Annotated in this window: 24 protein-coding genes; 5 read left to right on the top strand and 19 right to left on the bottom strand. The window is 70.1% G+C overall.

The window, feature by feature from the left end; all coding sequences use genetic code 11:
- Positions 1-44 precede the first annotated feature (44 nt).
- Complete coding sequence (locus ACFYXF_RS01960) at positions 45-632, top strand: TetR/AcrR family transcriptional regulator (protein ID WP_389347081.1); 588 nt, start codon at positions 45-47, stop codon at positions 630-632.
- A 30-nt stretch (positions 633-662) separates the two neighbouring features.
- On the opposite strand, the gene ACFYXF_RS01965 is transcribed toward ACFYXF_RS01960, so the two are convergent.
- Positions 663-1,352: a M24 family metallopeptidase gene (locus tag ACFYXF_RS01965; RefSeq protein WP_389347083.1), complete on the bottom strand. Its 690-nt coding sequence runs from the start codon at positions 1,350-1,352 to the stop codon at positions 663-665.
- A gap of 51 nt (positions 1,353-1,403) precedes the next feature.
- A complete protein-coding gene (locus tag ACFYXF_RS01970) occupies positions 1,404-1,886 on the bottom strand; it encodes a molybdopterin-dependent oxidoreductase (RefSeq protein WP_389347085.1) in 483 nt (160 codons plus the stop codon).
- Between the two features lie 202 nt (positions 1,887-2,088).
- Between ACFYXF_RS01970 and modA the strand changes: the two genes are divergently transcribed.
- Genes modA through ACFYXF_RS01985 form a run of 3 tightly spaced genes read left to right on the top strand, consistent with a single transcriptional unit; the run spans position 2,089 to position 4,843 of the window.
- Positions 2,089-2,916, top strand: a complete 828-nt coding sequence (modA, locus tag ACFYXF_RS01975) for a molybdate ABC transporter substrate-binding protein (RefSeq protein ID WP_389348447.1) — start codon at positions 2,089-2,091, stop codon at positions 2,914-2,916.
- On the top strand, positions 2,913-3,782 hold the full coding sequence (modB, locus tag ACFYXF_RS01980) for a molybdate ABC transporter permease subunit (RefSeq protein WP_389347087.1): 870 nt from the start codon (positions 2,913-2,915) through the stop codon (positions 3,780-3,782). The genes modA and modB overlap by 4 nt, the downstream gene beginning before the upstream one ends.
- Complete coding sequence (locus tag ACFYXF_RS01985; RefSeq protein ID WP_389347091.1) at positions 3,779-4,843, top strand: ABC transporter ATP-binding protein; 1,065 nt, start codon at positions 3,779-3,781, stop codon at positions 4,841-4,843. Before modB ends, ACFYXF_RS01985 begins: the two co-directional genes overlap by 4 nt.
- 302 nt (positions 4,844-5,145) lie before the next feature.
- On the opposite strand, the gene ACFYXF_RS01990 is transcribed toward ACFYXF_RS01985, so the two are convergent.
- From ACFYXF_RS01990 to ACFYXF_RS02010, 5 genes are all read right to left on the bottom strand, one after another.
- Entirely contained in the window at positions 5,146-6,225 is a 1,080-nt protein-coding gene (locus ACFYXF_RS01990; protein WP_389347093.1) for an Ldh family oxidoreductase, read from the bottom strand.
- Positions 6,226-6,245: 20 nt separating this feature from the next.
- Positions 6,246-7,952 (bottom strand): thiamine pyrophosphate-dependent enzyme, encoded by a 1,707-nt coding sequence (locus ACFYXF_RS01995; RefSeq protein ID WP_389347095.1) that lies wholly within the window; start codon positions 7,950-7,952, stop codon positions 6,246-6,248.
- 1 nt (position 7,953) lies between these two features.
- Entirely contained in the window at positions 7,954-8,814 is an 861-nt protein-coding gene (locus tag ACFYXF_RS02000; protein WP_389347097.1) for an amidohydrolase family protein, read from the bottom strand.
- Positions 8,815-8,947: 133 nt separating this feature from the next.
- Entirely contained in the window at positions 8,948-10,168 is a 1,221-nt protein-coding gene (lhgO, locus tag ACFYXF_RS02005) for an L-2-hydroxyglutarate oxidase (RefSeq protein ID WP_389347099.1), read from the bottom strand.
- Entirely contained in the window at positions 10,161-11,621 is a 1,461-nt protein-coding gene (locus tag ACFYXF_RS02010) for an aldehyde dehydrogenase family protein (protein ID WP_389347101.1), read from the bottom strand. The genes lhgO and ACFYXF_RS02010 overlap by 8 nt, the downstream gene beginning before the upstream one ends.
- Positions 11,622-11,758: 137 nt before the next feature.
- Between ACFYXF_RS02010 and ACFYXF_RS02015 the strand changes: the two genes are divergently transcribed.
- Positions 11,759-12,046 (top strand): putative quinol monooxygenase, encoded by a 288-nt coding sequence (locus tag ACFYXF_RS02015; protein ID WP_389347103.1) that lies wholly within the window; start codon positions 11,759-11,761, stop codon positions 12,044-12,046.
- 66 nt (positions 12,047-12,112) lie between these two features.
- Here the strand turns inward: ACFYXF_RS02015 and ACFYXF_RS02020 are convergent, their stop codons facing one another.
- From ACFYXF_RS02020 to ACFYXF_RS02075, 12 genes are all read right to left on the bottom strand, one after another.
- A complete protein-coding gene (locus tag ACFYXF_RS02020) occupies positions 12,113-13,090 on the bottom strand; it encodes a methionine synthase II (cobalamin-independent)-like protein (RefSeq protein WP_389347105.1) in 978 nt (325 codons plus the stop codon).
- A gap of 4 nt (positions 13,091-13,094) precedes the next feature.
- Positions 13,095-13,592: a heme-binding protein gene (locus ACFYXF_RS02025; protein WP_389347107.1), complete on the bottom strand. Its 498-nt coding sequence runs from the start codon at positions 13,590-13,592 to the stop codon at positions 13,095-13,097.
- Positions 13,593-13,620: 28 nt separating this feature from the next.
- Entirely contained in the window at positions 13,621-14,406 is a 786-nt protein-coding gene (locus ACFYXF_RS02030; protein ID WP_389347109.1) for an alpha/beta fold hydrolase, read from the bottom strand.
- Positions 14,407-14,431: 25 nt separating this feature from the next.
- Entirely contained in the window at positions 14,432-14,803 is a 372-nt protein-coding gene (locus tag ACFYXF_RS02035) for a VOC family protein (RefSeq protein ID WP_389347111.1), read from the bottom strand.
- The gene (locus tag ACFYXF_RS02040) at positions 14,800-15,570 is read right to left on the bottom strand and encodes a fumarylacetoacetate hydrolase family protein (RefSeq protein WP_389347113.1); all 771 of its coding nucleotides are present in this window, start codon (positions 15,568-15,570) and stop codon (positions 14,800-14,802) included. Before ACFYXF_RS02040 ends, ACFYXF_RS02035 begins: the two co-directional genes overlap by 4 nt.
- Positions 15,567-17,018 carry an NAD-dependent succinate-semialdehyde dehydrogenase gene (locus tag ACFYXF_RS02045; protein ID WP_389347115.1) on the bottom strand — a complete coding sequence of 484 codons (1,452 nt, stop codon included), beginning with the start codon at positions 17,016-17,018 and terminating at the stop codon, positions 15,567-15,569. Before ACFYXF_RS02045 ends, ACFYXF_RS02040 begins: the two co-directional genes overlap by 4 nt.
- A gap of 57 nt (positions 17,019-17,075) precedes the next feature.
- Positions 17,076-17,993: a VOC family protein gene (locus ACFYXF_RS02050; protein WP_389347118.1), complete on the bottom strand. Its 918-nt coding sequence runs from the start codon at positions 17,991-17,993 to the stop codon at positions 17,076-17,078.
- A gap of 97 nt (positions 17,994-18,090) precedes the next feature.
- Entirely contained in the window at positions 18,091-19,002 is a 912-nt protein-coding gene (locus ACFYXF_RS02055; RefSeq protein ID WP_389347121.1) for a LysR family transcriptional regulator, read from the bottom strand.
- Positions 19,003-19,012: 10 nt separating this feature from the next.
- A complete protein-coding gene (locus ACFYXF_RS02060; RefSeq protein ID WP_389347123.1) occupies positions 19,013-19,978 on the bottom strand; it encodes a sugar ABC transporter substrate-binding protein in 966 nt (321 codons plus the stop codon).
- A 125-nt stretch (positions 19,979-20,103) separates the two neighbouring features.
- On the bottom strand, positions 20,104-21,120 hold the full coding sequence (locus ACFYXF_RS02065; protein WP_389347125.1) for an ABC transporter permease: 1,017 nt from the start codon (positions 21,118-21,120) through the stop codon (positions 20,104-20,106).
- On the bottom strand, positions 21,117-22,631 hold the full coding sequence (locus ACFYXF_RS02070) for a sugar ABC transporter ATP-binding protein (protein ID WP_389347127.1): 1,515 nt from the start codon (positions 22,629-22,631) through the stop codon (positions 21,117-21,119). The genes ACFYXF_RS02065 and ACFYXF_RS02070 overlap by 4 nt, the downstream gene beginning before the upstream one ends.
- Entirely contained in the window at positions 22,628-23,185 is a 558-nt protein-coding gene (locus ACFYXF_RS02075) for a carboxymuconolactone decarboxylase family protein (protein ID WP_389348448.1), read from the bottom strand. The genes ACFYXF_RS02070 and ACFYXF_RS02075 overlap by 4 nt, the downstream gene beginning before the upstream one ends.
- Positions 23,186-23,263 lie beyond the last annotated feature (78 nt).

The following is a 23,263-nucleotide window of genomic DNA, read 5'->3' on the forward strand; positions in this document are numbered from 1 at the left end:
CGTCGGTGAAGGCTGTCTCCATGGAGAAGACGGGGATTCGACCCATGCGCAGTGACACCCAGCGCAATCGCAGGCAACTCATCAAGGCCGCAGCGGAGTTGTTCGAGAACTCGCCGACCCCGGTGAGCCTCGCCGAGATCGCCAAGCGCGCCGAGGTGTCCACCGCCACGGCGTACCGCCACTTCTCCTCCGTGGAGGACATCCTGCACGCGTTCCGGGCCCAAGTCGGCTCCGAACTGCGGGACTTCAGCGCGGCGCAGACGACGCGCGGTATGCAGCGGCTGGAGGCGGTGTCCCGCTACTGGGTGTCGCTCGTCCTCGAACACGGCGGTGCGATGGCGCAGATGCGCTCGCACCGCGGCTATCTGGAGCGGCTTCGCGAGAACACCGGCTATCTCGTCCCGCAGGCCGAGGCGCTCACCGAGGCCCTGCGGCAGACCACCGAGGATCTCGGCCTGGGCGATCTCGGCGACGAGGCCCTGTATCTGTGGAACGCCCTGTTCGACCCCCGCGACATCCTCGACCTGATCAAGAGCGGACGCACAGAGGACGAGGCGGCCTCGCGCCTGGTGGCGGCGCTGCGCGGCGCCCTCATCGGCTGGTCGACGGCCCCGGACCGACGGGAGGACTGAGAGCCCCCGGAGGAGGCCGGTGCCACGGGGTCACAGGGTGAGCAGCTCCTCGTGGAAGCCGCCGAACTCCCGCTCCTGGTCGACGAGATGGATCTCCAGGATCCAGTGGCAGCGGCGTCCGGCCTTGTCGGTGCGCCGCAGTGGCGTGGTGTTGGCGGGCGTGATGTACGACTCGACGTCCGCGCCGTCGATCCACTCGTGCGGGAACTCGCCGACCAGATGCCCGGCGTGCCAGCCGCCCAGCTCCCACCCGGCCTCCTTCGCGAGCCGCTCCACCCCGGCGTACAACCGAGCCCCGGTGATCTCCGGATCGGCCTCGAAGAAGCGCCGGCCCGCCGCGAAGAGCTGCGGCAGGTCGTCGCGGAGCCGGTGCTTGACCGGGTCGTCGCCGAGGACGAAGGTGCGGCCGAAGTCGGCCTCGTACTCCTCGAAGATCGGCCCGAAGTCGGCGAACACGATGTCGTCCGCGTCGATCACCCGGTCCGGCGGATTCTCCCGGTACGGCTTCAGCGTGTTCGGCCCGGAGCGCACGATCCGCTTGTGCCAGTGCCGGGTCGTGCCGAACAGTTCATTGGCCAGGTCCCGGACCCGGTCGCTGACCGCCCGCTCACCCTCGCCGGGCGCGATCAGCCCGCGCTTCTCGATCTCCGTGAAGAGCCGCTCGGCCTTCGCCTGGGCGTCCAGCAGCCGTGCCGCACGCGTGGGTTCGTCATCCGCCATGGGCCGAACGTAGTTACCTAGATCGCTTCCGGCAACGCAATTCCTGGGCCCTCATGTCCACGACGTGTAGCCGCCGTCCACCCGGATCGCGTTGATGCCGCTGATGTGCCGGGCGCCGCAGCGGTCCTGCGGCAGGACGAGCTGGGGTCCGGCCCGGTCGAGCGGGGTGGCGTCGATGGTGGCCGCGAGCAGTACGGGAGCGCGGCCGAAGTCGGGGTCGATCTCGGCCCAGGACAGCAGGACGTGGTGACCGTCCCCGCCGGTCACGGCGATCAGGAAGCGCATACGGTCCTTGCGGCGCGCGGGGTCGAAGCCGGGACCTGCGGCCGACAGCACGTCGTGCAGCAGCGGTCCGGTGAAACGGTGGTGCCGCACACCGCTGGTGGCGCACTCGAAGCTGACGTCGGCCTCGTGCTGGGGCCAGGCGAGCAGATCGGGCACCGTCAGCCGGGTCGGCCGGGCCAGGTCACCGGCGAGGGCGAGTTCCGCCAGTGGAACGGCGGCCGTACCGGCGGCTGCGAGGGACTGACTCACGGGCTACCACCTCCCGCATGACCGTACCCGGACCCGGGTCTCGTGCAAACGCACATGCAACCCCTGAAGATCACAGTTCCAGCTCATGCGAAGGCACAGGAGACATTTGCCTTGCATCTGCGGCAGTATCATCAGCGCCTGAACCCTTGTGCCAGAGCCCCAGGTGAATGCGTCCGTCAGGACCAGAGAGAGTGGACCCGTGATGACCCGTACCGCGCGCCGGACCCGCCGACCGATGCAGGTGGCCGCCCTGGGGGCCACCGCGCTGCTGGCCCTGAGCGCCTGCTCGTCGTCCGACGACTCCTCGTCGGCGAAGTCGGACTCTTCCGCGTCCGCCGCGTCGTCGGACAAGCTGTCCGGCACGGTGACCGTGTTCGCCGCCGCGTCGCTGAAGGAGAGCTTCACGACGCTGGGCGAGCAGTTCGAGAAGGACCACCCCGGTACGAAGGTGACGTTCAGCTTCGGCGGCAGCGACTCCCTCGCCGCCAGCATCACGGGCGGCGCCCCGGCGGACGTGTTCGCGTCGGCCAGCCCCAAGACGATGAAGATCGTCACGGACGCGGGCGACGCCTCCGGCACACCCGCCACCTTCGTCCGCAACCAGCTGGAGATCGCGACCCTGCCGGGCAACCCCGACAAGATCGCCTCGCTGAAGGACCTGACCAAGTCCGGTCTGAAGGTCGTGCTGTGCGACAAGGAGGTGCCCTGTGGTGCCGCCGCCCAGAAGTCCCTGGACGCCAGCAAGTTGAAGCTCACCCCCGTCTCCTACGAGCAGGACGTCAAGGCGGCCCTGACGAAGGTCGAGCTGAAGGAGGCCGACGCGGCCGTCGTCTACAAGACCGATGTGCATGCCGCAGGTGACAAGGTGGAGGGTGTGGAGTTCCCCGAGTCCGCCGACGCCATCAACGAATACCCGATCGTCCAGCTCAAGGACGCCCAGAACACCGAGGCCGCCAAGGCGTTCATCGCACTGGTCCAGTCTGCGGCGGGCCAGCAGGTCCTGACCGAAGCCGGGTTCCTCAAGCCGTGACCCTCTCGACCGACAAGTCCGACGCCGCGGCCGACACCCTCCGGGGTGGCCCGCGGCGTCGGCGCGTCCGGACAGGCGGCAGCAACGGTCGCGGGGCTCCCCTGCCGCTGCTGGTCCCCGCGCTGATCGGCGTGGCGTTCCTGGTCGTACCACTGATCGCGCTGCTTGTACGGGCCCCGTGGCGCAGTCTGCCCGAGCTGCTGACCAGCGCGGAGGTGTGGCAGGCGCTCCAGTTGTCCCTGGTCTGCGCGACCGCCGCCACCGCCGTGAGCCTGGTCATCGGTGTGCCGCTGGCCTGGCTGCTGGCCCGCGTCGAGTTCCCCGGACGCGGCCTTGTCCGGGCCCTGGTCACGCTGCCGCTCGTGCTGCCGCCGGTGGTCGGTGGTGTGGCGCTGCTGATGGCGCTCGGCCGCAACGGCATCGTCGGGAGGTCGCTGGACTCCTGGTTCGGGATCACGCTGCCGTTCACCACGGCGGGGGTCGTGGTCGCGGAGGCGTTCGTCGCGATGCCCTTCCTGGTCATCAGCGTCGAGGGCACCCTGCGTGCCGCCGACCCGCGCTTCGAGGAGGCGGCGGCGACGCTCGGCGCCTCCCGGTTCACCGCGTTCCGTCGGGTCACGCTCCCGTTGATCGCGCCGGGTATCGCGGCCGGCGCGGTACTGGCCTGGGCGCGGGCGCTGGGCGAGTTCGGGGCGACGATCACCTTCGCGGGCAATTTCCCGGGCCGTACCCAGACGATGCCGCTGGCCGTCTATCTGGCCCTGCAGAGCGATCCGGAGGCCGCCATCGCCCTCAGTCTGGTACTGCTGGCCGTGTCCGTCGCGGTGCTGGCGGGCCTGCGCGACCGTTGGATGACAGCAGGATGACGGACATGCACGATGCCACCCCGGACGGGCTCGATGCCCATCTCGTCGTCGAGCGCGGCGCCTTCCGTCTCGACGTGGCGCTGAGTGTCGCACCCGGTGAGGTCGTCGCCGTGCTCGGCCCGAACGGCGCCGGGAAGACCACCGCCCTGCGCGCCCTCGCCGGTCTGGCACCGCTGACCGACGGCCATCTCCGCTTGGACGGCACGGCGTTGGAGCGTACGCCGCCGGAGTCCCGCCCGGTCGGCGTCGTCTTCCAGGACTACCTGCTCTTCCCGCACCTGACCGCCCTGGACAACGTGGCGTTCGGCCCGCGCTGCCAGGGCGCGACCAAGGCGGAGGCACGCGCCCAGGCCGCCGAGTGGCTCGACCGCCTCGGCCTCGCGGACCACGCCGGCGCCAAGCCGCGCAAGCTGTCCGGCGGCCAGGCCCAGCGCGTCGCCCTGGCCCGCGCGCTGGCCACCCACCCGCGCCTGCTGCTCCTCGACGAGCCCCTGGCGGCGCTGGACGCCCGTACCCGCCTGGAGGTCCGGGCCCAACTCCGGCGCCATCTGGCCGAGTTCGAGGCCGTCGCCGTCCTGGTCACGCACGACCCGCTGGACGCGATGGTCCTCGCGGACCGGCTGGTCGTGGTCGAGGACGGCCGGGTCGTCCAGGAAGGCACCCCGTCCGACATCGCCCGTCGTCCCCGTACGGACTACATCGCCCAGTTGGTCGGCCTGAACCTCTACCGGGGCAAGGCCGACGGCCACACCGTCCGTCTCGACACCGGCCCCGCCATCACGACCACGGAGGTCCTGTCCGGCCCGGTGTTCGTGGCGTTCCCGCCGAGCGCGGTCACCCTCTACCGCGACCGCCCGACCGGCGCCAGCGCCCGCAACCTCTGGCGCTGCGAGGTCGCGGGCCTGGAGACCCACGGCGACCAGATCCGCGCCGACCTCGCGGGAGAGCTACCGCTGGCCGCGGATCTGACCACGGTGGCCGCCGCCGAACTCGAACTGCATCCGGGTGCCGAGGTCTGGGCGACGGTGAAGGCGACGCAGACGCACGCGTATCCGGTCTGAGCAGGCCGCAAGACCGCGCGGGAGGGCTGCTCCCACGTCCGGCGAGCCGCGGGCTCCGCGATGCACGCCTTGGTCAAGTCCAGGGAGGTCGACCTCGCCGCCGGGCCGGTGGCGGGCGTCTCCAGCCGCGACCGCCTGCCCGGCACGGTGAACTCCATTGCCTCCGGAGCCGCGATGGCCTCCGTCAAGGCCGGCGTCGAGGGCGGAGAACTCACCGCCGGGAGCATCAACAACCTAGGCCCGACCGCCGGTTCCTCCGCCACCGGGCTGACCAGGACCTCCCTCGCCACCGTCTGGTCCCTCTATTCCGCGCTGGCGATCTCGGGCAGCGCAACGCCCAACTTCTCCGCCCCTTCCCTCAGTTCGCGCCACACCTTCGGCGCCACGGGCACCCCCTCGTCGGCGCGCCCCTCGGCCAGTGCGGCGCTGCGCTCGCCCGGGTAGAAGACGCCTGCGGCGCCCTCCGCCACCGGGAGTTGTTTCAGCGTGCCCAGGGTGGTGTCGACGGCTGTGGCGAAGGCGTCCGGGTCGCCGAAGGCCGCCGGGTCGAGGGCGATGAGCAGGGCGTTCTGGCGGTGCTTGCGGCCCTGGGGGTCGTCCGAGTGGAAGGCGGAGAAGATCGGGGCGCCGACGAGCACGCTGGTCAGCAGTTCGAAGGCGAGCGACATGCCCGAACCCTTGGCGCCGCCCAGCGGCAACGGCATGACCGCCTGCTCGGGGTCGGTCGTGGGGGTGCCGTCCTCGGTCGCGGCGGCGCCCTCGGGCAGCAGGGTGCCGTTCACCCTGGCCTGGCGGATCTTGCCCAGGGCGATGGTCGCGGTGGCCATGTCGAGGAGCAGCGGCGCGTGGTCGCGGGCCGGTACGGCGATGGCTATCGGGCTGGTGGCCACGGCGGCGCCCTTCACGCCGGTGTAGCCCATGTTCGGCATTCCGGCGACGAATCCGATGCCGACCAGGCCCTGCTCGGCGATCTTCGAGACGTAGTAGCCGATGGCGCCCGTGTGGACGGTCCGGCGTACGCCCACGGAGGCGATGCCGGTCGTCCTGGCCCGTCGTACGGCTTCCTCGGCAGCGGCGGTCAGGGCCACCGGGCCGGGGGCGCGGTCGGCGTCGAGGACTGCGGCGGCCGGCGTGGTCGACTCGAAGACGAGGTCGGGCTTGGCGTTGGCCACGCCCTTGGCCAGCAGTTCGACGTAGGCGGGGACGCGGGCGATGCCGTGGGAGTCGACGCCGCGCTGGGCGGCCCAGACGAACACGTCGGCGGTGGTGCGGGCGTGTTCGGGGCTGAGACCGGCCTTCTCCAGGATGGCGGCGGCGAGGGTGCGCAGTTCGGCGGCGGGGACAATGACCTTGCCCGGCTTGGGCGTTGGGGTGTCGGACATGGTGGCGGGGGTCTCCTGGTTCAGCGGGTGACGAGAACGTCGACGACGGCGGTCGTACCGTCCGCCACGGCCTTGAGGGCGCGCTCCAGAGCGGGCGCGAGGGCATCGGGCGCGTCGACCGTCTCGGTGTGCATCCCGAACGGCTCGGCGAACGCGGCGAGTCGGGGCAGCCGGTGCAGATCGGTGCCGAGCCACTCACCGGTCTCGGCCGCCGCGCCCTCGGGGTAGAAGCGGCGATGGTTGAGGTTCATCGACTTGTAGACACGGTTGTTGAACACCACGATCAGCAGCGGCAGTTCATACGCTTTCGAGGCGTCGTACGACGGGAGGACCGGGTTGTACGCGAACGCACCGTCGCCGATCGTGAGCACCACCGGGCGTTCCCGCGCGGCGAGTTTGACGCCGAGGGCGACCGCCATGCCCTGGCCGAGGCCGCCCTGGACGTAGAAGTACGAGTCGGGGTCGGAGACTTGCAGATGGCGTTTGACGACCCGACTGTGGGTGATGGTCTCGTCGACGACGATCGCGTCCCGTCCGTCGAGGAGCCCCCGCAGTGTCGCGGCGAGGAGCACCGGGTCGATGCCCTCTCCCCCGGCCGCCTTCGCCTCCGCGGCGGCGATGGCCGCCTGTTCGTCGGAGTGCCGCTGCTCCTGTGCCGTACGGCGTGCGGTGACAGCAGCCGTGTCGAGCCCCTTGGCGCGCTTGGTGAGCTGGCGCAGGGTGTTGGCGACATTGCCCTCCAAGTAGTGGTCGGCGAACAGGACTTGGTAGGTGATGTGCGGGCGCTGCGGTACCTCGTCGATGACGACGACCTTCGCGTGGGCCGGGCGGCGGGAGGGCGGGTAGAAGGGGGCCCGGCAGTTGACGAGGAGGATCAGGTCCGCCTCGTCCAGCCACGGGCCGATGTTGGAGCCGGCGTGCAGGGGGTGCGTACGCGGGAAGTTGCCGCACACGGCCGAGTCCGGCTCGACGACCGGGATGTTCCACGCCTCGGCGAAGGCGGCCAGGGCCTGGAAGCCTCCGGCCTCCCGGCCCGCCGTCTCGGTGACGACGACGGGGTTGTCCGCCTCGCGGATCAACCGGGCGACGGGGTCGACCTCTTCGGGCGAGCTGTGCCTGGAGCCGGGCGGGACGATCGGCTTGGCCTCGCGGCCGTCCCACTCCTCCAGGAGGATCTCCAGCGGGATGTTGAGGTACGTCGGTCCCGCCGGGGCCCGCCAGGACAGTTCGGCGGCACGGGTGATCATCGTCGGCAGCGTGTGGATGCTCGCCGCCTCGGTGGACCACTTGGTGAACGGCTGGGCCACGCCGTGCGGGCCGCCCACGATCGACAGGTTGCGGTACCACTGGCCGCCCGGGTCCTGGCCGGGGCCGTCGCCGTAGGTCGTCGACTCCGAGGAGGCGACGACCATGGGGACGCCCGCGAGCAGCGCGCCGTGGACCGCCATCGAGCCCTGGAGCAGGCCGGGGGCCGCGTGCAGCAGCACGCCCTGCGGCCGGCGCTCGACCAGGCCGTAGCCGGTGGCCATGCCGACGGCGACGGTCTCGTGGGTGAGGTCGAGGTACTGCGGGCAGGGCAGTCCGTCGCGGTGGTGCCGGGCCAGTGACTCCCACACCGGGGCCCATTCGGATCCCGAGGAGCAGAAGAGGTAGTCGGCGCCGGCGGCGGTGAAGGCGCGGACGGCCGCGTCCCCGCCGTCCGTGTGGTGGCTGTGGCTCTGGCTCATGTCAGCCCTCGATCGGCCAGTTCAGGACCTCGGAGATACCCCGGCCCATGATCCATTCGAGCTCTTCCGGGGTGAAGTCCCAGTGCTTGGTGAACTGCTCGATGGTGTCGGTGTACGTGATGCCGTGGCCGAGCAGCCGGGTGATGTCGGTGCCGTAGAAGCAGCGCTGCGGTCCCATCTTGTCCACCATCTCGCGCACGTACTTCTGGATGTTGTTGTTCGGGAAGGGCTGCGTCGAGTAGCCCGGCAGCGCGGAAAGCTTGACGTAGATGTTGGGGTGGGCGGCCAGGTCGGCGGTCTCCGAGACCCAGTAGCCGATCGAGTCGTCGACGCAGCGGGCCATGATGCCCATGTGGTCGATGATGATCTTCAACTCGGGGTGCTTGGCGGCGATCTCGCCGAGTTCGCGCTTCCAGATCGGCGCGTGGACCATCGTCGGGATGCGCAGTTCCTCGGCGAGGGGCCAGTACCAGTCGTTGGTGCCGTCGATCATCCAGTTGCGGTCGATCGGCCGGTGGAAGGTGAGCCGGGTTCCCTTGACGTGCGGGTTCTGCGCGAAGTCCGCGAGCATGGCCTTGCCCTCTTCGGGCTTGTTCTGCGGGATGCGGGCCATGATGCCGAACCGGTCCGGGTGCGCCTCGCAGGCTTCCAGGGCGTAGTCGATGCGGTCGCCCTCCCAGGAGGGGGGAAGGATCAGCGCCCGGTTCACCCCCGCCTCGTCCATCAGCTCCAGCGCCTCCTCGTACGAGAAGGGGTCCTCGCGGTGTCCGTTGAGGCGGATGCGCTCCCGCGCTCCCGGGACCCAGGGGCGGTCCTCGGACTCTTCCAGCCAGATGTGGATCTGCGTGTCGACAACGAACATCGGCGGGCTCTCTCTCTTCGGCGGAGGGTGGTGAGGTGGTGCGGATCGAACGCTAGGCGTGGTGCGAGACCTTGCGGAGCCCCTGGGAGCGCAAGCACTTGTTGCACGTGACCGCCCCATGAGCAGGGCATTCTCAGCCTGCGGAGGCGCTTGCGGAGGCGTCGTCGAAGACAGCGCCGACGATGTGTTCGGCGATCGCCATGGAGGCCGTGGCGGCCGGCGAGGGCGCGTTGCGTACGGCGGTGACCCGGCCCACGCGATGGATGCGGAAGTCGTCCACGAGCGTGCCGTCGCGGTCCAGGGCCTGGGCGCGGACACCTGCTCCGCCGCGCACGACGTCGGAGACGCCGACGTCCGGGACGTACAGCCTGGCGTCCTTCATGAAGGCCGCCGTGGAGAAGGAGCCGCGGTATTCGCGGATGCCGGTACGCCAGTGCCGGGCGGCCATCCTCCAGGTGCCCGGGTAGGCGGCGAGGCCGAGGATGTCCTTCGGGGAGATCCTCGTCCGCGTGTAACCCTCCCTGGCCAGTGCCAGGACCGCGTTGGGACCGACCTCCACCGAGCCGTCGACGCGCGGTGTGAAGTGCACGCCGAGGAAGGGGTAGCGCGGGTCCGGCACCGGGTAGATCAGGCCGCGCACCAGGTCGGCCCTCTCGGGCTTGAGCAGCATGTACTCGCCCCGGAACGGGACGATCCGCGGCTCCCGCTCGTCCTGCGCGAGTCGCGCCACCGCGTCCGACTGAAGGCCGGCGCAGAGGATCAGCCGGTCCACGCGGACGCGTTCCTGCCCGGAGGCCACCGCGATGCCGCCCGGCACGGTGGTGATGCCCGTGACCGGGAAGCCGAGCCTGACCTCGCCGCCGGAGTCGACGACGTCCTTGGCGAAGGAACGGGCGATCGCCGGGTAGTCGGTGATGGCGGTCCGGGGCGAGTGCAGCGCGGCGACACCGGCGCCGTTCGGTTCGAACTCCCGGATCTCCTCCTTGGAGATCCGCCGCAGATCGGGCACGTGGTTGTTCCTGGCCCGCTCGTAGAGGTCGTTCATCCGGCCGAGTTCGTCCTCGCGGACCGCCACGACCAGCTTGCCGATCTCCTTGTACGGCAGTTCGCGGTCCCGGCAGTACTCGCGCAGCAGCGCCACGCCCCGTACGCACAGGTCGGCCTTCAGGCTGCCGGGCGTGTAGTAGATGCCGGCGTGCACGACGCCCGAGTTGTGGCCGGTCTGGTGGAGGGAGACCTCCGGCTCCTTCTCGAAGACGACGACCCGGGTGCCGGGGCGGCCCAGGGCGATCTCGCGGGCCGTGGCCAGGCCCACGATGCCGGCGCCGACGATGCCGACGGTCTCGTCAGCCACGAACCGGCTCCCCGAGATGGATCGCGACCGTCTTGACCCGGGTCGAGAAGCGCAGCACCTCGTCGCCCTGCTCCTTGTACGCCGTGCCGGAGTCGTGGAAGCCGCCGAAGGGCAGGTGGACGTCCCAGCCGGTGGTCGTGGTGTTGACCGCGACCTGTCCGCACTCGGCCTCGTCGGCGAAGCGGTAGGCGTTGCCCAGGTCGCGGGTGAAGACCGCCGCCGCAAGGCCGAAGTCCGAGTCGTTGACCGCCTCGACGGCCGCCGCGAAGTCGTCGACCGCGCGGACGGCGAGGACCGGGCCGAAGACCTCCTCGCGCCAGATCGCCGTCTCGGGCGTGACCCCGGCGAGGACGGTCGGCTGCACATAGCAGCCGTGGGCACGTTCGCCTTCGGTGTCGGCCCGGCCACCGGTGAGGACGGTGACGCCCTGTTCGATCGCCTTGTCCAGGTCCGCGAGGACGCTGTCGCGCTGCCTCGGGCTGGACAGTGGGCACAGGGTCGTCGCCGGATCACTGCCCGGGCCGACCTTCAGCGTCTCGACCTCGGCGACCAGCAGCCGCGCGAACTCCTCGTACACCGGCTGTTCGACGATCACCCGGCTGGTGGCGGTGCAGCGCTGCCCGGCCTGGCCGAAGGAGGCGGCGACGACGGCCTTCGCGGCGGCAGGCAGGTCGGCGTCGCGCAGGACGACGGACGCGTTCTTGCCGCCGAGTTCGCCCTGGAAGCGGACGTTGCGGTCGGCGAGGCGGCGCCGGATACGGTTGCCGACGGCGTTGGAGCCTGTGAAGGTGATGCCGACGATCCGCGGGTCGTCGAGGAGCGCCTCCTCGATCTCCGCCGTACGGCCGGTCACGACGTTCAGGACACCGGCCGGCAGACCCGCGTCGTGCAGGGCGCGGGCGAAGTGCAGGCCCGACAGCGGGGTTTCGGTGGCTGGCTTGAACACGGCCGCGTTGCCTGCCGCGAGCAGCGGGGCGAGCTTGCGGGCGGGAGTGATCAGCGGGTCGTTCCAGGGGCTGATCACCAGGATCACACCGATGGGCTCGCGCTGGGTGTGGGTGCGGTGGTTGGGGCGCACGTCGTGCAGGAGGGTGCCGTAGCCCTGGCGGGCGAGACCGGCGTAGTACTCCAGGAAGTCGGCGGCCTTGAGGGTCTCGCCGGTGGCCTCGGCTCGGGTCTTGCCGTTCTCGGCGGTGACGTCGGCGGCGATCTCGTCGGCCCGTTCGCGGATCAGCCGGGCGGCGTCGGTGAAGACACGGGCCCGTTCGAAGGGGCTGGTGCGCTTCCAGGTGACGAATCCGCGCGCGGCGTGGTCGTAGGCCCGGGTGACGTCCTTGGCGGCGAGGGCGGGGACGCGGGCGACGGGGGCGCGGACGTCGGCCGGGTCTTGGACGTCGATCCAGTCGCCGGTCGACACCCACTCGCCGCCGGAGAGGGTTTCGAGGGTACGCATGCGGTTCACAACACCTCACTGGGTGGGGGTGGGACCAGCACCGGGGCGGCAGACATAGGTTGCGCGCCGCGCGAGCCGCTCATCAGGGGATTCGTGCTGGAATCGGCGGTGTCCGCGCATTCTCCGGAGGAGTCGAGATGGCTTTCGTCGTTGTCGCCCAGTACCGCTGCGAGCCCGCTGACGTGGAGGTGGTGCGGGACACGTTGTTGAAGGCGCGGGAAGGTACGCGTGCGGAGCCGGCGAACCTGGTGTACGAGGTGCATTCGGTGGTTGATCAGCCGGGGGCTTTTCTGCTGTATGAGAGCTACGTCGACAAGGGTGGGTTCGAGGCGCACAAGGTCGCTGATCACTTTCGGGAGTTGATCGTGGAGACGGTGTGGCCGTTGCTTGTCGAGCGGGTGGTTACTTTTGCCGAGGTGCTTTAGGTGTGTTTTTTGGGCGCGGGTGGTCTGTGGCTTGTCGCGCAGTTCCCCGCGCCCCTGGGGTGGGTTCTAGAACTCGTTGCCCCATACGTACCGGGCGATTGTCTCCACCAGGGTCAGCTTGCGGCGTTGTTCTTCTGCGGTCAGAAGTGGGTGGGTCGCCACGTCGGCGAAGCCTCGGGAGGGTGAGACCGCGCCGTCCTCCAGGTCCTTGAACTCGGCCGCCGCGTCGATGCGTTCCATCACCGTGTCGATGTCCTCCAACCCGGGTACGGTCGCGTCGACCACGCCCAGGCAGAAGTCACGGTCGCTCGGCAGTGCCCTGAGCAGGTCGAGTTCGGACTCGGTGCCCTGGTCGAAGGGGAGGATCCAGCGGTCGGCCGGGATGCCCGCGTACAGCTGCTCGGTACGGGCGCGGTCCACTTCGGCGGGGGCCGTCCAGCCGGGGCAGACGCCGATGCGTACCCCTTCGGGGCGCTCGGCCGGCCGTACCGCCAGGGCATCGACCGCCAGCGCCTCCTCGAAGGACAGCGCACCCGGGTCGCCGTCCAGGAGCAGTGGGTTGTTCAGCTGGATCAGGCGTACGCCCTTCGACACCAGGAGGGCGATCTCCGCTCGGACGATCTCCGCGAGGGCCTCCCCCAGTTCACGGGGCGACGAGGGGCCGAGCCCGGGCTGATACGTCGTCGCTGCCAGGTATGCCGGGGAGGGCAGGGACACCTTGGGGGCGATCAGCGTCAGCTCGGTGAGCTTCTCCGCCCAGTCGGCGACCAGGGGGCCGCCCGCTTTGGGGAGGGACTCCGCGACCCAGCGGACCAGGCCGTCGGGGCCCGTCTCGTCCGTACGGCGAAACCCTGACACCCCGTCAAGAACCGTGCTGCGGAAGTCCTCACGGGGATAGTCGCCGTCGGTGACGACCGTGGAGCGCAGTTTGCGCTGGAGGACCACCGCGTCCTCGACCGCCTGCTCGACGCCGGTCGTGGCGAGGTCGGTGGGGCGGACCAGGCTGCCGTGGTGGTCGATGCGGTAGTTGAAGGTGTCCGCCATGACGTCACGCGTCCTTTCCGGAGGTTCCGGAGTCTCCGGAGGTTCCAGCGGGCTTGCCGGTGACGCCCCAGGCGGCGAACTCCAGTTCGTAACCGAGGGATTGGAGGACCTCCTCGGCGATCTGCTGGTCCTCGTCGGCGGTGCCGCCGGCTATGCCGAGGCCGCCGATGATCTCGCCGTCCCTCTTGATGGTGACGCTGCCCTCGGTGGCCATGATCGGCATGGCGGCGCCGGGCAGTTGGGAGAGCTGGGCGAAGAAGACGGGCTGGCTCTCCTGCCACTTCTTCAGCATCTTGCCGGGGCGCTGCATGATCGCGGCCGTGTAGGCCTTGGCGCGGGCGATGTCCGGGGTGAGCGGGCGGGCCCCGTCCGGGCGGCGGATGGCGATGGGGAATCCGCCCGCGTCCACCACGGCGACGCTCACCGCCTTCCCGATCGCCTGGGCGCGCTTGTGGGCGGCGTCGATGATCTCCTCGGCGGCGTCCAGGGTGAGGCTGCTCATACGGCTTCCTTCGGTGCGGGTACGGGGCTCATGCGGCTTCCTTGGGGGCGGTGAGGGTGCGGCGCAGCCGGGCGACGGCCGCGTTGTACGGGCCCGGTGTCTCCCAGTACATGGAGTGCGGGGCGCCCGGGACGATCTCCAGGTGGGAGCCGGGCAGCAGTTCGTGGGCGCGGGTGACGGTCTTCACGCTGAGGACCGCGTCCTTCTCGCCCGCGAGGAAGGCGACCCGCACGCCCGAGGCCTGGATCTCCTCCAGGGAGGGGCCGTTGGTGTCGAGGTTGCGCAGGTCCTGCATCCTGGCGACGTTGAAGGTGCCCATCTGCTGGAACAGGAAGGTCAGGTCGGCGCGCTCCCGCTGGAACGGCTTGGTCAACAGGCGGTCGATGACGGGGAGTTTGACCGCCTCGGCACGGTCGGCGGCGGCCAGCTCCTTCAGTTCGGGGTGGCTGATGCCGCCGAGGGAGTGGCCGAGGACGACCGAGCCGACCCGCTCGGGGCGAAGCAGTCCGGCGCGCAGGGCGGCGACCGAGCCGATGGACTGGCCGACGAGCATCGCGTCGGTCAGGTCCTCCTGGTCCAAGACCGCGACGACGTCACCGGGAAAATCCTGGCCGTCGAACTCGGGCATGGAGCTGTCGGACTTGCCGAAGCCACGCAGGTCCACGGTGAGGACCGTGAACTCCTCGCGCAGCGCGGCCACTTGCTGCCACCAGGCGGCATGGTGTCCGCCGCTGCCGTGCACGAAGAGGATCGCCGGGCCGCTGCCGTGGCGCTCGTAGTAGATGGAGGTGCCGTCGGAGTCGGCGAGGGGCATGGGAACAACTCCCGTATATACAGGGTTAGTTGGGGCGCTTGCCGTGCCAGACCAGCTCGATCATGGTGTGGTCGGGGTCGTGGATGTAGCAGAACTTCGACTGGTTCTCGGGGCGTTGGATCGGGCGGGTGTGCCGGATGCCCAGCTCCCCCAGGTGCTCCATGAAGTCGTCCCAGTCGTCGACCTCGACGGCGAAGTGGTAGGGCGCCATGCGCTCCATCTCCTCGACCGGGGTGAAGTGCAGGTCGAAGTTGCCCCGGGTCATCAGCACCACCCGGGTGTTGGACTTGGGCATGATCCGCTTCATCCCGAAGACCTTCGTGTACCACTCGGCGGTCCGGTCGGGGTCGGTGGTCGGGAAGTTGACGTGGTGGATGTAGCGGGGCGCGTTGCTCATGCTCGATTCCCTTCGAGTTCTACGGGGTTGGACAGCACACCGATGCCGCTGATCTCGACCTCGACGGTGTCTCCCGGTTCCAGCTGGCAGGTCGCCTCGGCGCCCATCCACAGCACGTCGCCGGGGTGGAGGGTGATGTACCTGGTGATCTCGACGATGTGGTCGAAGGGGTCGAAGACCATGTCGCCGGTGGGGAACTTGGCCCGCTCCTCGCCGTTCACCCTGAGCGTGGTCGTCTGTGCGAGCGCGTCGACGTCCGTCTCGATCCAGGGGCCCATCGGCTTGAAGGTGTCGCTGTTCTTGCTGCGCCAGAAGCTGCGGTCCTGGTGCTGCCAGGTGCGGGCGCTGACGTCGTTGCCGATGGTCCAGCCGAAGACCGACTCGCGTGCCTCCTCCTGGGTGGCGTGGCGGAGCGTACGGCCGATGACGGCGACGAGTTCGGGCTCGGCCTCGAAGCGGCCCTCGACCTCGGCCGGCTTCACGATCGGCGAACCGTGGCCGGTGAGCGCGTTGTTGGCCCGGTAGCCGACCTCGGGCCGCTCCGGGGTCGCGGCGCCGGCGTGCGCGATGTGCCGTGGGTAGTTGAACCCGACCGCGTAGAAAACGGGCGGGACAACAGGCGGCAGCCATACGGCGGTTGAGCGCGGGATCATGCCGATGGTCTCCGGGGTGTCCAGGATCGGCGAGCCGGACAGCAGCTCGATCCGTGACTCCCCCACCCGGCCCCACAGCGCCCGGCCCTGGACCGAGACTCGCGTGTACCTCATGGCGCCAGCAGATGGGAGACGCGCTTGGTGACCAGATAGGCGTCCAGGGCTTCGGGCCCGCCCTCCCGGCCGTAGCCGCTGTCCTTCACCCCGCCGGAGGGTGCCTCGTGGACCGAGCCGCCGCAGTGGTTGATCGACAGGATCCCGGCGTCCAGTCCCGCGGAGAGGCGCTCGGCGGTGGCGGCGGACCGGGTGAAGCCGTAGGCGGCCAGGCCGTACGGCAGCGAGTTCGCGGTGGCGAGGGCCTCGTCGAGGTCGGCGAAGTGGACGATCGGGGCGAGCGGTCCGAAGGGTTCCTCGTGCAGCAGTTCCGCGTCCGCCGGTACGTCGGTCAGGACGGTCGGTGTGTAGAAGTACCCGGCGCGGTCCGGCCGTTCGCCGCCGGTGAGGATCTTGGCGCCCCGGGCGACGGCGTCGACGGTCAGGCGTTCCGTCGCCTTCAGGCGGCGCTCGTTGGCGAGCGGTCCCATGGTGGTGCCCTCGGCCAGGCCGTCGCCGACGACGACCGCGTCGGCGGCCTTCACGAACTCGGCGGTGAAGTCCTCTACCAGGCTCTCGTGGACGAGGAAGCGGCTCGGTGAGGTGCACACCTGTCCTGCGTTGGCGAACTTGGCCTGGGCGGACTTGCGGGCGGCCTGCACCGGGTCCGCGTCCTCGCACACGATCACCGGGGCGTGGCCGCCCAGCTCCATCAGGGAGGGCTTCATGACCTTGCCGGCCTCGGCGGCGAGCAGCTTGCCGACGGGGACCGAGCCGGTGAAGGCGACGATGCGGGTGATGGGCGAGGCGATGAGGTGGGCGGAGACCTCAGCGGGCTCACCGAAGACGAGGTTGAGGACACCGGCCGGGAGCCCGGCGTCGGCGTAGCACCGGACCAGGGCGGCGGCGGTCGCCGGTGTCTCCTCGGAGCCCTTGATGATGATCGAGCAGCCCGCCGCCAGTGCCGAGGAGATCTTCCGGTTGGGGCCGCCCACCGGGAAGTTCCACGGGACGAAGGCGGCGACGGGGCCGATGGGCTCGCGCCGGACCGTCAGGACGGTGCCTGGAGCCGAGGGGATGATGCGGCCGTACGCGCGGCGGGCGTCGTCGGCGTGCCAGCGCAGGGTGTCGGCGGTGCGGAGGGCCTCGCCGGTGCTCTCCTTCAGGGGCTTGCCCTGCTCCAGGGTCATGACGCGGCCGATCTCGGCGGCGCGTGCGCCGATCAGGTCGGCGGCGGTGTGCAGGATCGCGGTGCGCTCGGCGATCGGCGTCGCGCGCCAGACACGGAAGCCCTCGTCTGCGGCGACGAGTGCGCGGTCGAGGTCGGCGGTGGTGGCCAGCGGTACCTCTCCGATCACCTCCTCGGTGGCCGGGTTGACGATCGGGGCGGTACCGCCGGTGCCGCCCTGGCACCACTCGCCCGCGATGTACATGCGGACGGCGGGGTAGCCGTGGTCTGTGGTGGTCATGGAATGGGTGCCTCTCAGGCAGGCGGGCGAAGCAAGTCGGGGGCCGGCAAGGGCGGTTCAGGAAGCGGTGGCGTCCTGGTCGCGGTTGGTGCGCAGGGCCCAGATGTGGTGGGGCGGGGTGGTCTCGTGGACGCGGGTCTCGTATCTGTCGTCGACCCGGTCCATGTCGGCGGCGTACTCGACACGGCCGCCGCACGGGGCGTGCAGGAAGCGGAAGACGTTGGAGCCGACGGTGTGGCGGCCGAGTCTGCGGGCCTCCCGCCAGCCGTGCTCGATCATGTAGTTGCCGCCCTCGATCACATCGTCGAAGCCGGGGACCTCGTACGCGATGTGGTTGACGCCGGCCCGGTCGGGGCGGTGGCACAGCAGCATCGTGTGCTGGTCGTCGTCGCCCGGGGCCTGCATGAACACGCCCATGGGCTCCACCACGTCGGTGGGCCGGAAGCCGAGGCGCTCGGTGTAGAAGGCGACCACCTCCTCCTTGCCGAACTTGGCGATGTTGAGGGCCACATGGCACATCCGCAGCGGCCGGACCCGCTCGATCGGCTCCAGCGCGGTGTTCCAGCGGCCGACGTTGCCGAGCGCGTTGGCGGGCCGCGGAATGACGGGCACCGGCTTCGGCCGAGCGAGGGTCAGTCCAACGCCGAAGCCCGTCTCGTCGACGGTGTGGTGGACACCGTCGGCGCCCTCACGCACCGCTCGGTCCTTGCCGACCGCCGCGACCAGGCGCTCCAGCTCCTCCCGTGTGTCGACGCCCCACACGACCTCGCGCAGGGTGGGCCCGGACTCCACCGGGGGCGGCAGCAGCGGGCTCGGGAAGGCGTCGAGGTGGAGCGTCTGGCCCGTCAGGGTTTCGAACACCGCGTGGTCGTCGGTCCGCTCCAGCGGGAAGAGCCCGAAGTCGTCGAAGAACCGGGCGCATTCGTCGAGTCCGTCGACACTGTAGGTGACCGATTCGATTCTCTGGATTCCCATGGATTCCTCGTTTCCGGGTCGCCTCGTGAGCGTAGTTTTCGACGTACGACGGCCTCAATGTCCCGAGCCGCACGAGGTGTGCAATCGTTTCTTGCGATTACGACCGGATCTCCGGCATCGGATTCTGCGAGAACCACCCGGCGAGGAAGTCGAGGAACACGCTGACCTTGCGCGGGGTGTCCTGTCCGGGGCCGTAGATCGCGTACAGGGGCCGGTCGGGCACGGCCAGGTCGGGCAGCAGCGCCTGGAGGGCGCCGGAGAGCAGATCGTCGTACGCCGGACGCTGCGGGAGCAGGGCGATGCCCCGGCCGTGGACGGCCGCCTTCTGCAGGGCGATGTAGGAGTTGGACGAGAACGCGATGTTGCGGATCTTGTGCAGGGTGCTGGCGTGCCCGTGGCCGATGCGCCACACCGGGTCGTTGACGTGGACCAGGCAGTCGTGCGCGGCGATGTCGTTGGGGTGGGCGAGGGCGCCGTGCCGCTTGATGTACGCCTCCGACGCGCAGAGCACAAAGGGCAGCGAGGAGATCTTCTTGAGCCGGACGCTGGAGTCCCTGAGGTCCCGGGTGTGGAAGGCGACGTCGAATCCGCTGTCCAGGAAGTCGTACGTCCGGTCGGACATTCCGCCGAGTTCGAAACGGACCTGGATCTTCGGATGCTCGGCGGAGAACGCGGCGATGGCGTCCCCGAGATCCAGGCTGCCTATCCACTTGGGGCAGATGATGCTCAGGGTCCCTTCGGCCCGGTCGTGGAGCTGGGCTATTCCGGCGTCCTCCGCCTCGATTTCCCCCAGAATGCGCGCGGCGAATTCGGAGTACCGCTGACCCGGTTCGGTGAGGCTGACGGAACGGGCCGTGCGATTGACCAGCCGGACACCCACCTGCCGTTCCAGTTCGGCGACGTGCCGTGACACCAGTGAGCCGGAAGAGCCCAGCTTCTTGGCGGCTCCGCTGAAACTGCCGACCTGAGCGACAGTGACAAAGCTGTGCATGAGGAGCAGGCGATCCATATGTGGGCCTCTATTTCGGGCAGTACTGGGGTGCGTCGCTCACGTTGTCCTTGGTGACCAAGACAAGAGGAATGTTGGCAATTTTGTCAACACCTTGGTCCTTGTCGAGAAGACCGATCGTGTTCTTCACCGCGGTCTCGCCGATCGCCATGGCCGAGTTGGCCACGGTCGCGGACAGTTGCCCGCTCTCGACGGCGACGATGCCGTCCTCGGTGCCGTTGGCGGTGACGATCTTGACGTCCTTCGCACCAGCTGCGTCGAAGGCCTTGCGGACGGCGAAGGCCATCTCCTCGTTGGCGACGAAGGCGTAGTCCAGGTCGGGCTGGGCCTGGATCATGTTCTCGGCGACGTCCTGTGCCTTGGCCGGGTTGAACATGCCGGGCTGGTTCGCCACCACCTTGGCGGTGGCCGGCAGCGCGGCCTCGAATCCGCCCACCAGCAGGTCGGAGGCGGCACCCGGGGCACCCGCGACGATGCCGACCTTCACGTCCTTGCCGGCGGCGTCCTTCGTGATCCATCCGGCGTCCAGCGCGCCGACCTTCTTCAGGTCGACCTTGGCCACGCCCAGGATGTCCGACAGGTCCGAGGTGGCGACGGAGGTGAGGAAGATCGGGATTCCCGCGCTCTTGGCCTTGGCTATGTCGCCTTCGAGGGCGTCGACGTTGACGGTCTGGACGATCAGGGCGTCCACGTTCCGGGCGATCATGTCCTCGATGTTGGACAGCTCGGTGGCCGCGTCCTGCTTGGAGTTGGCGGAGAAGACGGTGGCCTTCTCCGCCTTGGCGGTCTGCTCGACGGCCTTGAGCAGACACTGGTGGAAGTGGGTGTTCGCCCCGTTGACGAACCCGAGGGTGAGGGCGCCTCCGGCGGAGCCCGAGCTTTCGTCCGCGGTGCCGCAGCCTGCGAGGACAAGGGCGGCGGTGCTGAGGAGCGAGGCCGCGGTGGTGGTGCGGCGGGAGCGGGACGTGGGTTTCATGGGTTGGCCTTTCCTGCGTCTTTGAGGGGAAGGTTGGGGAGGGCGGCAGCATTAAGTAGGTGTCAGTTCGGGTGCGGCGCCGTTGTGGCTGGTCGCGCAGTTCCCCGCGCCCCTTTGGGGCCCGCTCAGTGGCCCGGTGTCGTCTTGCGCTGGAACTCGTTGACTATCGCCGCGACTAGCAGTACCCCGCCGGTCACGACGAACTGGTAGTAGCTGTTGACCTGGAGCAGGTTCAGGGCGTTGGCGACGACCCCGAGCAGGACCACACCGAGGACGGTTCCTACGACCGTGCCGTGGCCGCCCGCGAGCGAGGTGCCGCCGATCACCACCGCGGCGACGGCGGTCAACTGGAGTTGCAGCCCACCGGTGTTGGGGGCCGCCGCACCGAGCCGGGACAGCAGCATCAGCCCGGCCAGACCGGCGAGGCCGCCGGCAAGGGCGTACAGGGCGAGTTTGCGGCCGGAGACGTTGATGCCGCTGAGGCGGGCCACGTGCTCGTTGCCGCCCATCGCGAAGGCGTCGCGGCCGAAGGTGGTGAACCGCATCGCCAGTCCGATCGCGGCGAGTACGAGGACCGCGACGACGCACAGGTAGGGGATGCCCAGCACCTTGTCGTTGCCGAGGGCCCACATGCGCTGCCCGATGGTGATGGACTGGCCGTCGAGGACGAGCAGGGCGACGCCGTCGAGCAGCATCGCGGAGGCCAGGGTGGCGACGAACGGGGCGACCCGGGTGAACGTCACGACCAGGCCGTTGAGCAGGCCGATCACGGTGGCGAGGAGGAGCGTGACCACCACGGTGACGGCGGTGGGCCTGCCCTCGTGCAGCAGGGTCGCGCCCACCGAGACGGTGACGGCCGCGTTGCTGCCCATGGAGAAGTCCATGCCGCCCGCGGTCATCAGCAGGGTCAGCCCGGCCGCGATGACGGCGGTCACGCTGATCTGCCGCAGCACGTTCAGAAGGTTCTGCGAGCTGGTGAAGGAGTCCGCCTGGACGGCGGTGAACACGGCCACCAGCACGAGGACCACGATCAGACCGCCGTGCGGGACACGCAGCAGGGTGTGTGCCGAAAGCCGGGACGCGGGGCGCCGGGCCGGGCCGGCCGCGATGTCCGGAGTTGCGGAGGGGGTCTTGAGGCTCACGTCGGCTGACCTCCGAGTGCGGTGGCGACGAGTTCGTCGCGGGTGATGGCGGTGATGTCGTGCTCCGCGACCGTGCGCCCGGCGCTGACGACGACGACCCGGTCGGCGAGGCGCATGACCTCCTCGGCGGAGGAGGAGGCGAGCAGGACGGCCACGCCACGCGAGGCGAGGTCGTCGACCAGGGCGTGGATGTCGGCCATGGCGGCGACGTCGACACCGTTGGTGGGGTCCTCCAGGAAGCAGGCGACCGGCTCGGTCTCCAGCCACTTGCCGAGCAGGACCTTCTGCTGGTTGCCGCCGGACAGCGCGCTCACGGGCGGGTTGCCGGTGAGGGCGACCACGCCGTAGCTGCTGCGCAACGGGGCGGCGCGGCGGGCGAGTTCACCTCGGCGGTGCAGTCTGCGGCGGGCGAAGCGGTCGCCGGCCAGCATCAGGTTCTCGTCCAGGGTCATCCCCGGGACCAGCCCGAGGGTCCGGCGGTCGCCGGTGACACAGCGCAGACCGCTGGCGAGCGAGGCCGCGACCCGGCCGAAGGGCACGGCGCGGCCGTCGACGTGCAGTTCGCCGGTGTCGGGGCGCCGCCGTCCGGAGAGCAGGTCGAACAGCCGCGACTGGGCGTCGCCCGCGGGTCCGAGGACGGCGACGATCTCGCCCCTGCGCACGTCGACGGTGAAGTCCTGGACAGCCCGGCCATGGCTCAGCCCGCGTACGGTCAGACCGCTCTCGTGCTTCGGGGCGGGCCGCTCGGGCCGCTGCGAGACGACATCCCGGCCGACCATGCTGCGGACCAGCGAGGCGGGGTCCATCTCGGTGGCCGGGGCGGTGGTGACCACTTCCCCGTCGCGCAGGACGGTGAGACGGTCGGCGACCGCCATGACCTCGTCGATGTAGTGCGAGATGTAGACGACGGCGACCCCGTCGTCCCGCAGGGTGCGCACCAGTCCACGGATCCGGTCGGCGTCCTTGGCGCTGAGGCAGGCGGTCGGCTCGTCGAGGATCAGGACCCGGCCCCCGCGCCGGACCTCACGGGCCACCTCGACCATGGTCTGTTCGGCGACGGTGAGGGTGCCGGCGATCCGCTCCACGTCGATGTCGATGCCGAGGCCGGACAGCGCGCTGCGCGCCTCGTCACTGACCGCCCGCCAGCGCACGGCACGGCCCCGGGTGGGCAGATCGCCGAGCAGGACGTTCTCGGCGACGGTCAGCCCCATCGCGAGCTCACGGCGCTGCGGCACACAGGCGATGCCGAGCTTGCGGGCCCTGCGCACGGTCAGCCCGGAGTGCTCCTGCCCGCCGATCTCGATGGTGCCGCCGTCGGCCTGGTGGACCCCGGAGAGGATCTGCACCAGGGTCGACTTGCCGGCGCCGTTCATGCCCATCAGCGCGTGGATCTCGCCCGGGTACAGATCGAGGTCGACGCCTTTCAGCGCGGTCGCCCCGCCGAAGCTCTTGGTGACACGCCGGACGCGCAGAATGGCGTCGCGGGGTGCCGCACCGGCGTGGGGAGTCACGGCCGGTCGCCGTCGGGGGCCACGCGCCCGTACCCGCGCACATCGGGGAACGGGGGTTCCTTGTCGGCCTGGAGGTCCACCTGGAAGGTGTTGAGGCACATGCCGAGCATGGTGAAGTTGCCGAGCGCGCCGATGGTGTCGACCAGGCCCTTGGAGCCGAAGCGGCCGAGGGCGCGGGCGAAGGTCTCGTCAGTGACGAAGTGCTCCTCCAGCACCTCCCGGCAGAACTGGTAGAAGGCCTGGTCCGCCTCGTTGTCGAAGACCGCGTCCCGCTTCTCTGCGACGGCCTTCACCGCGGCCTCCGGGATGCCCGCCTCGATCGCCTGGTGCACATGCGCGTTCCAGGAGTACTGCGCGTCCCAGTTGCGAGCGGCCATCAGCAGGCTCAGCTCGCGCAGATGCTTGGGGAGATCACAGTCGAAGCGGGCGAAGGCGCCGAGTGACTCCGCCCGCTCGCACATCTCCGGGCTGTGCAGCCAGACCCGGAAGGGCCCACGGACGGCGCCTCGGCGCCCGGCGATACGGGCGGCCAACTCCCGCTGCCGCGGGTCCATTTCCTCTTCGCTGAGAACGGGGAGCCTCATCTGGCCGATACCTGCCTTTTCTGTGCGGCGCGTGTCCGGCACGCATTC

Source organism: Streptomyces sp. NPDC002680 (assembly GCF_042889145.1).
In the GTDB taxonomy this organism is placed as follows: Bacteria; Actinomycetota; Actinomycetes; order Streptomycetales; family Streptomycetaceae; genus Streptomyces; species Streptomyces adonidis.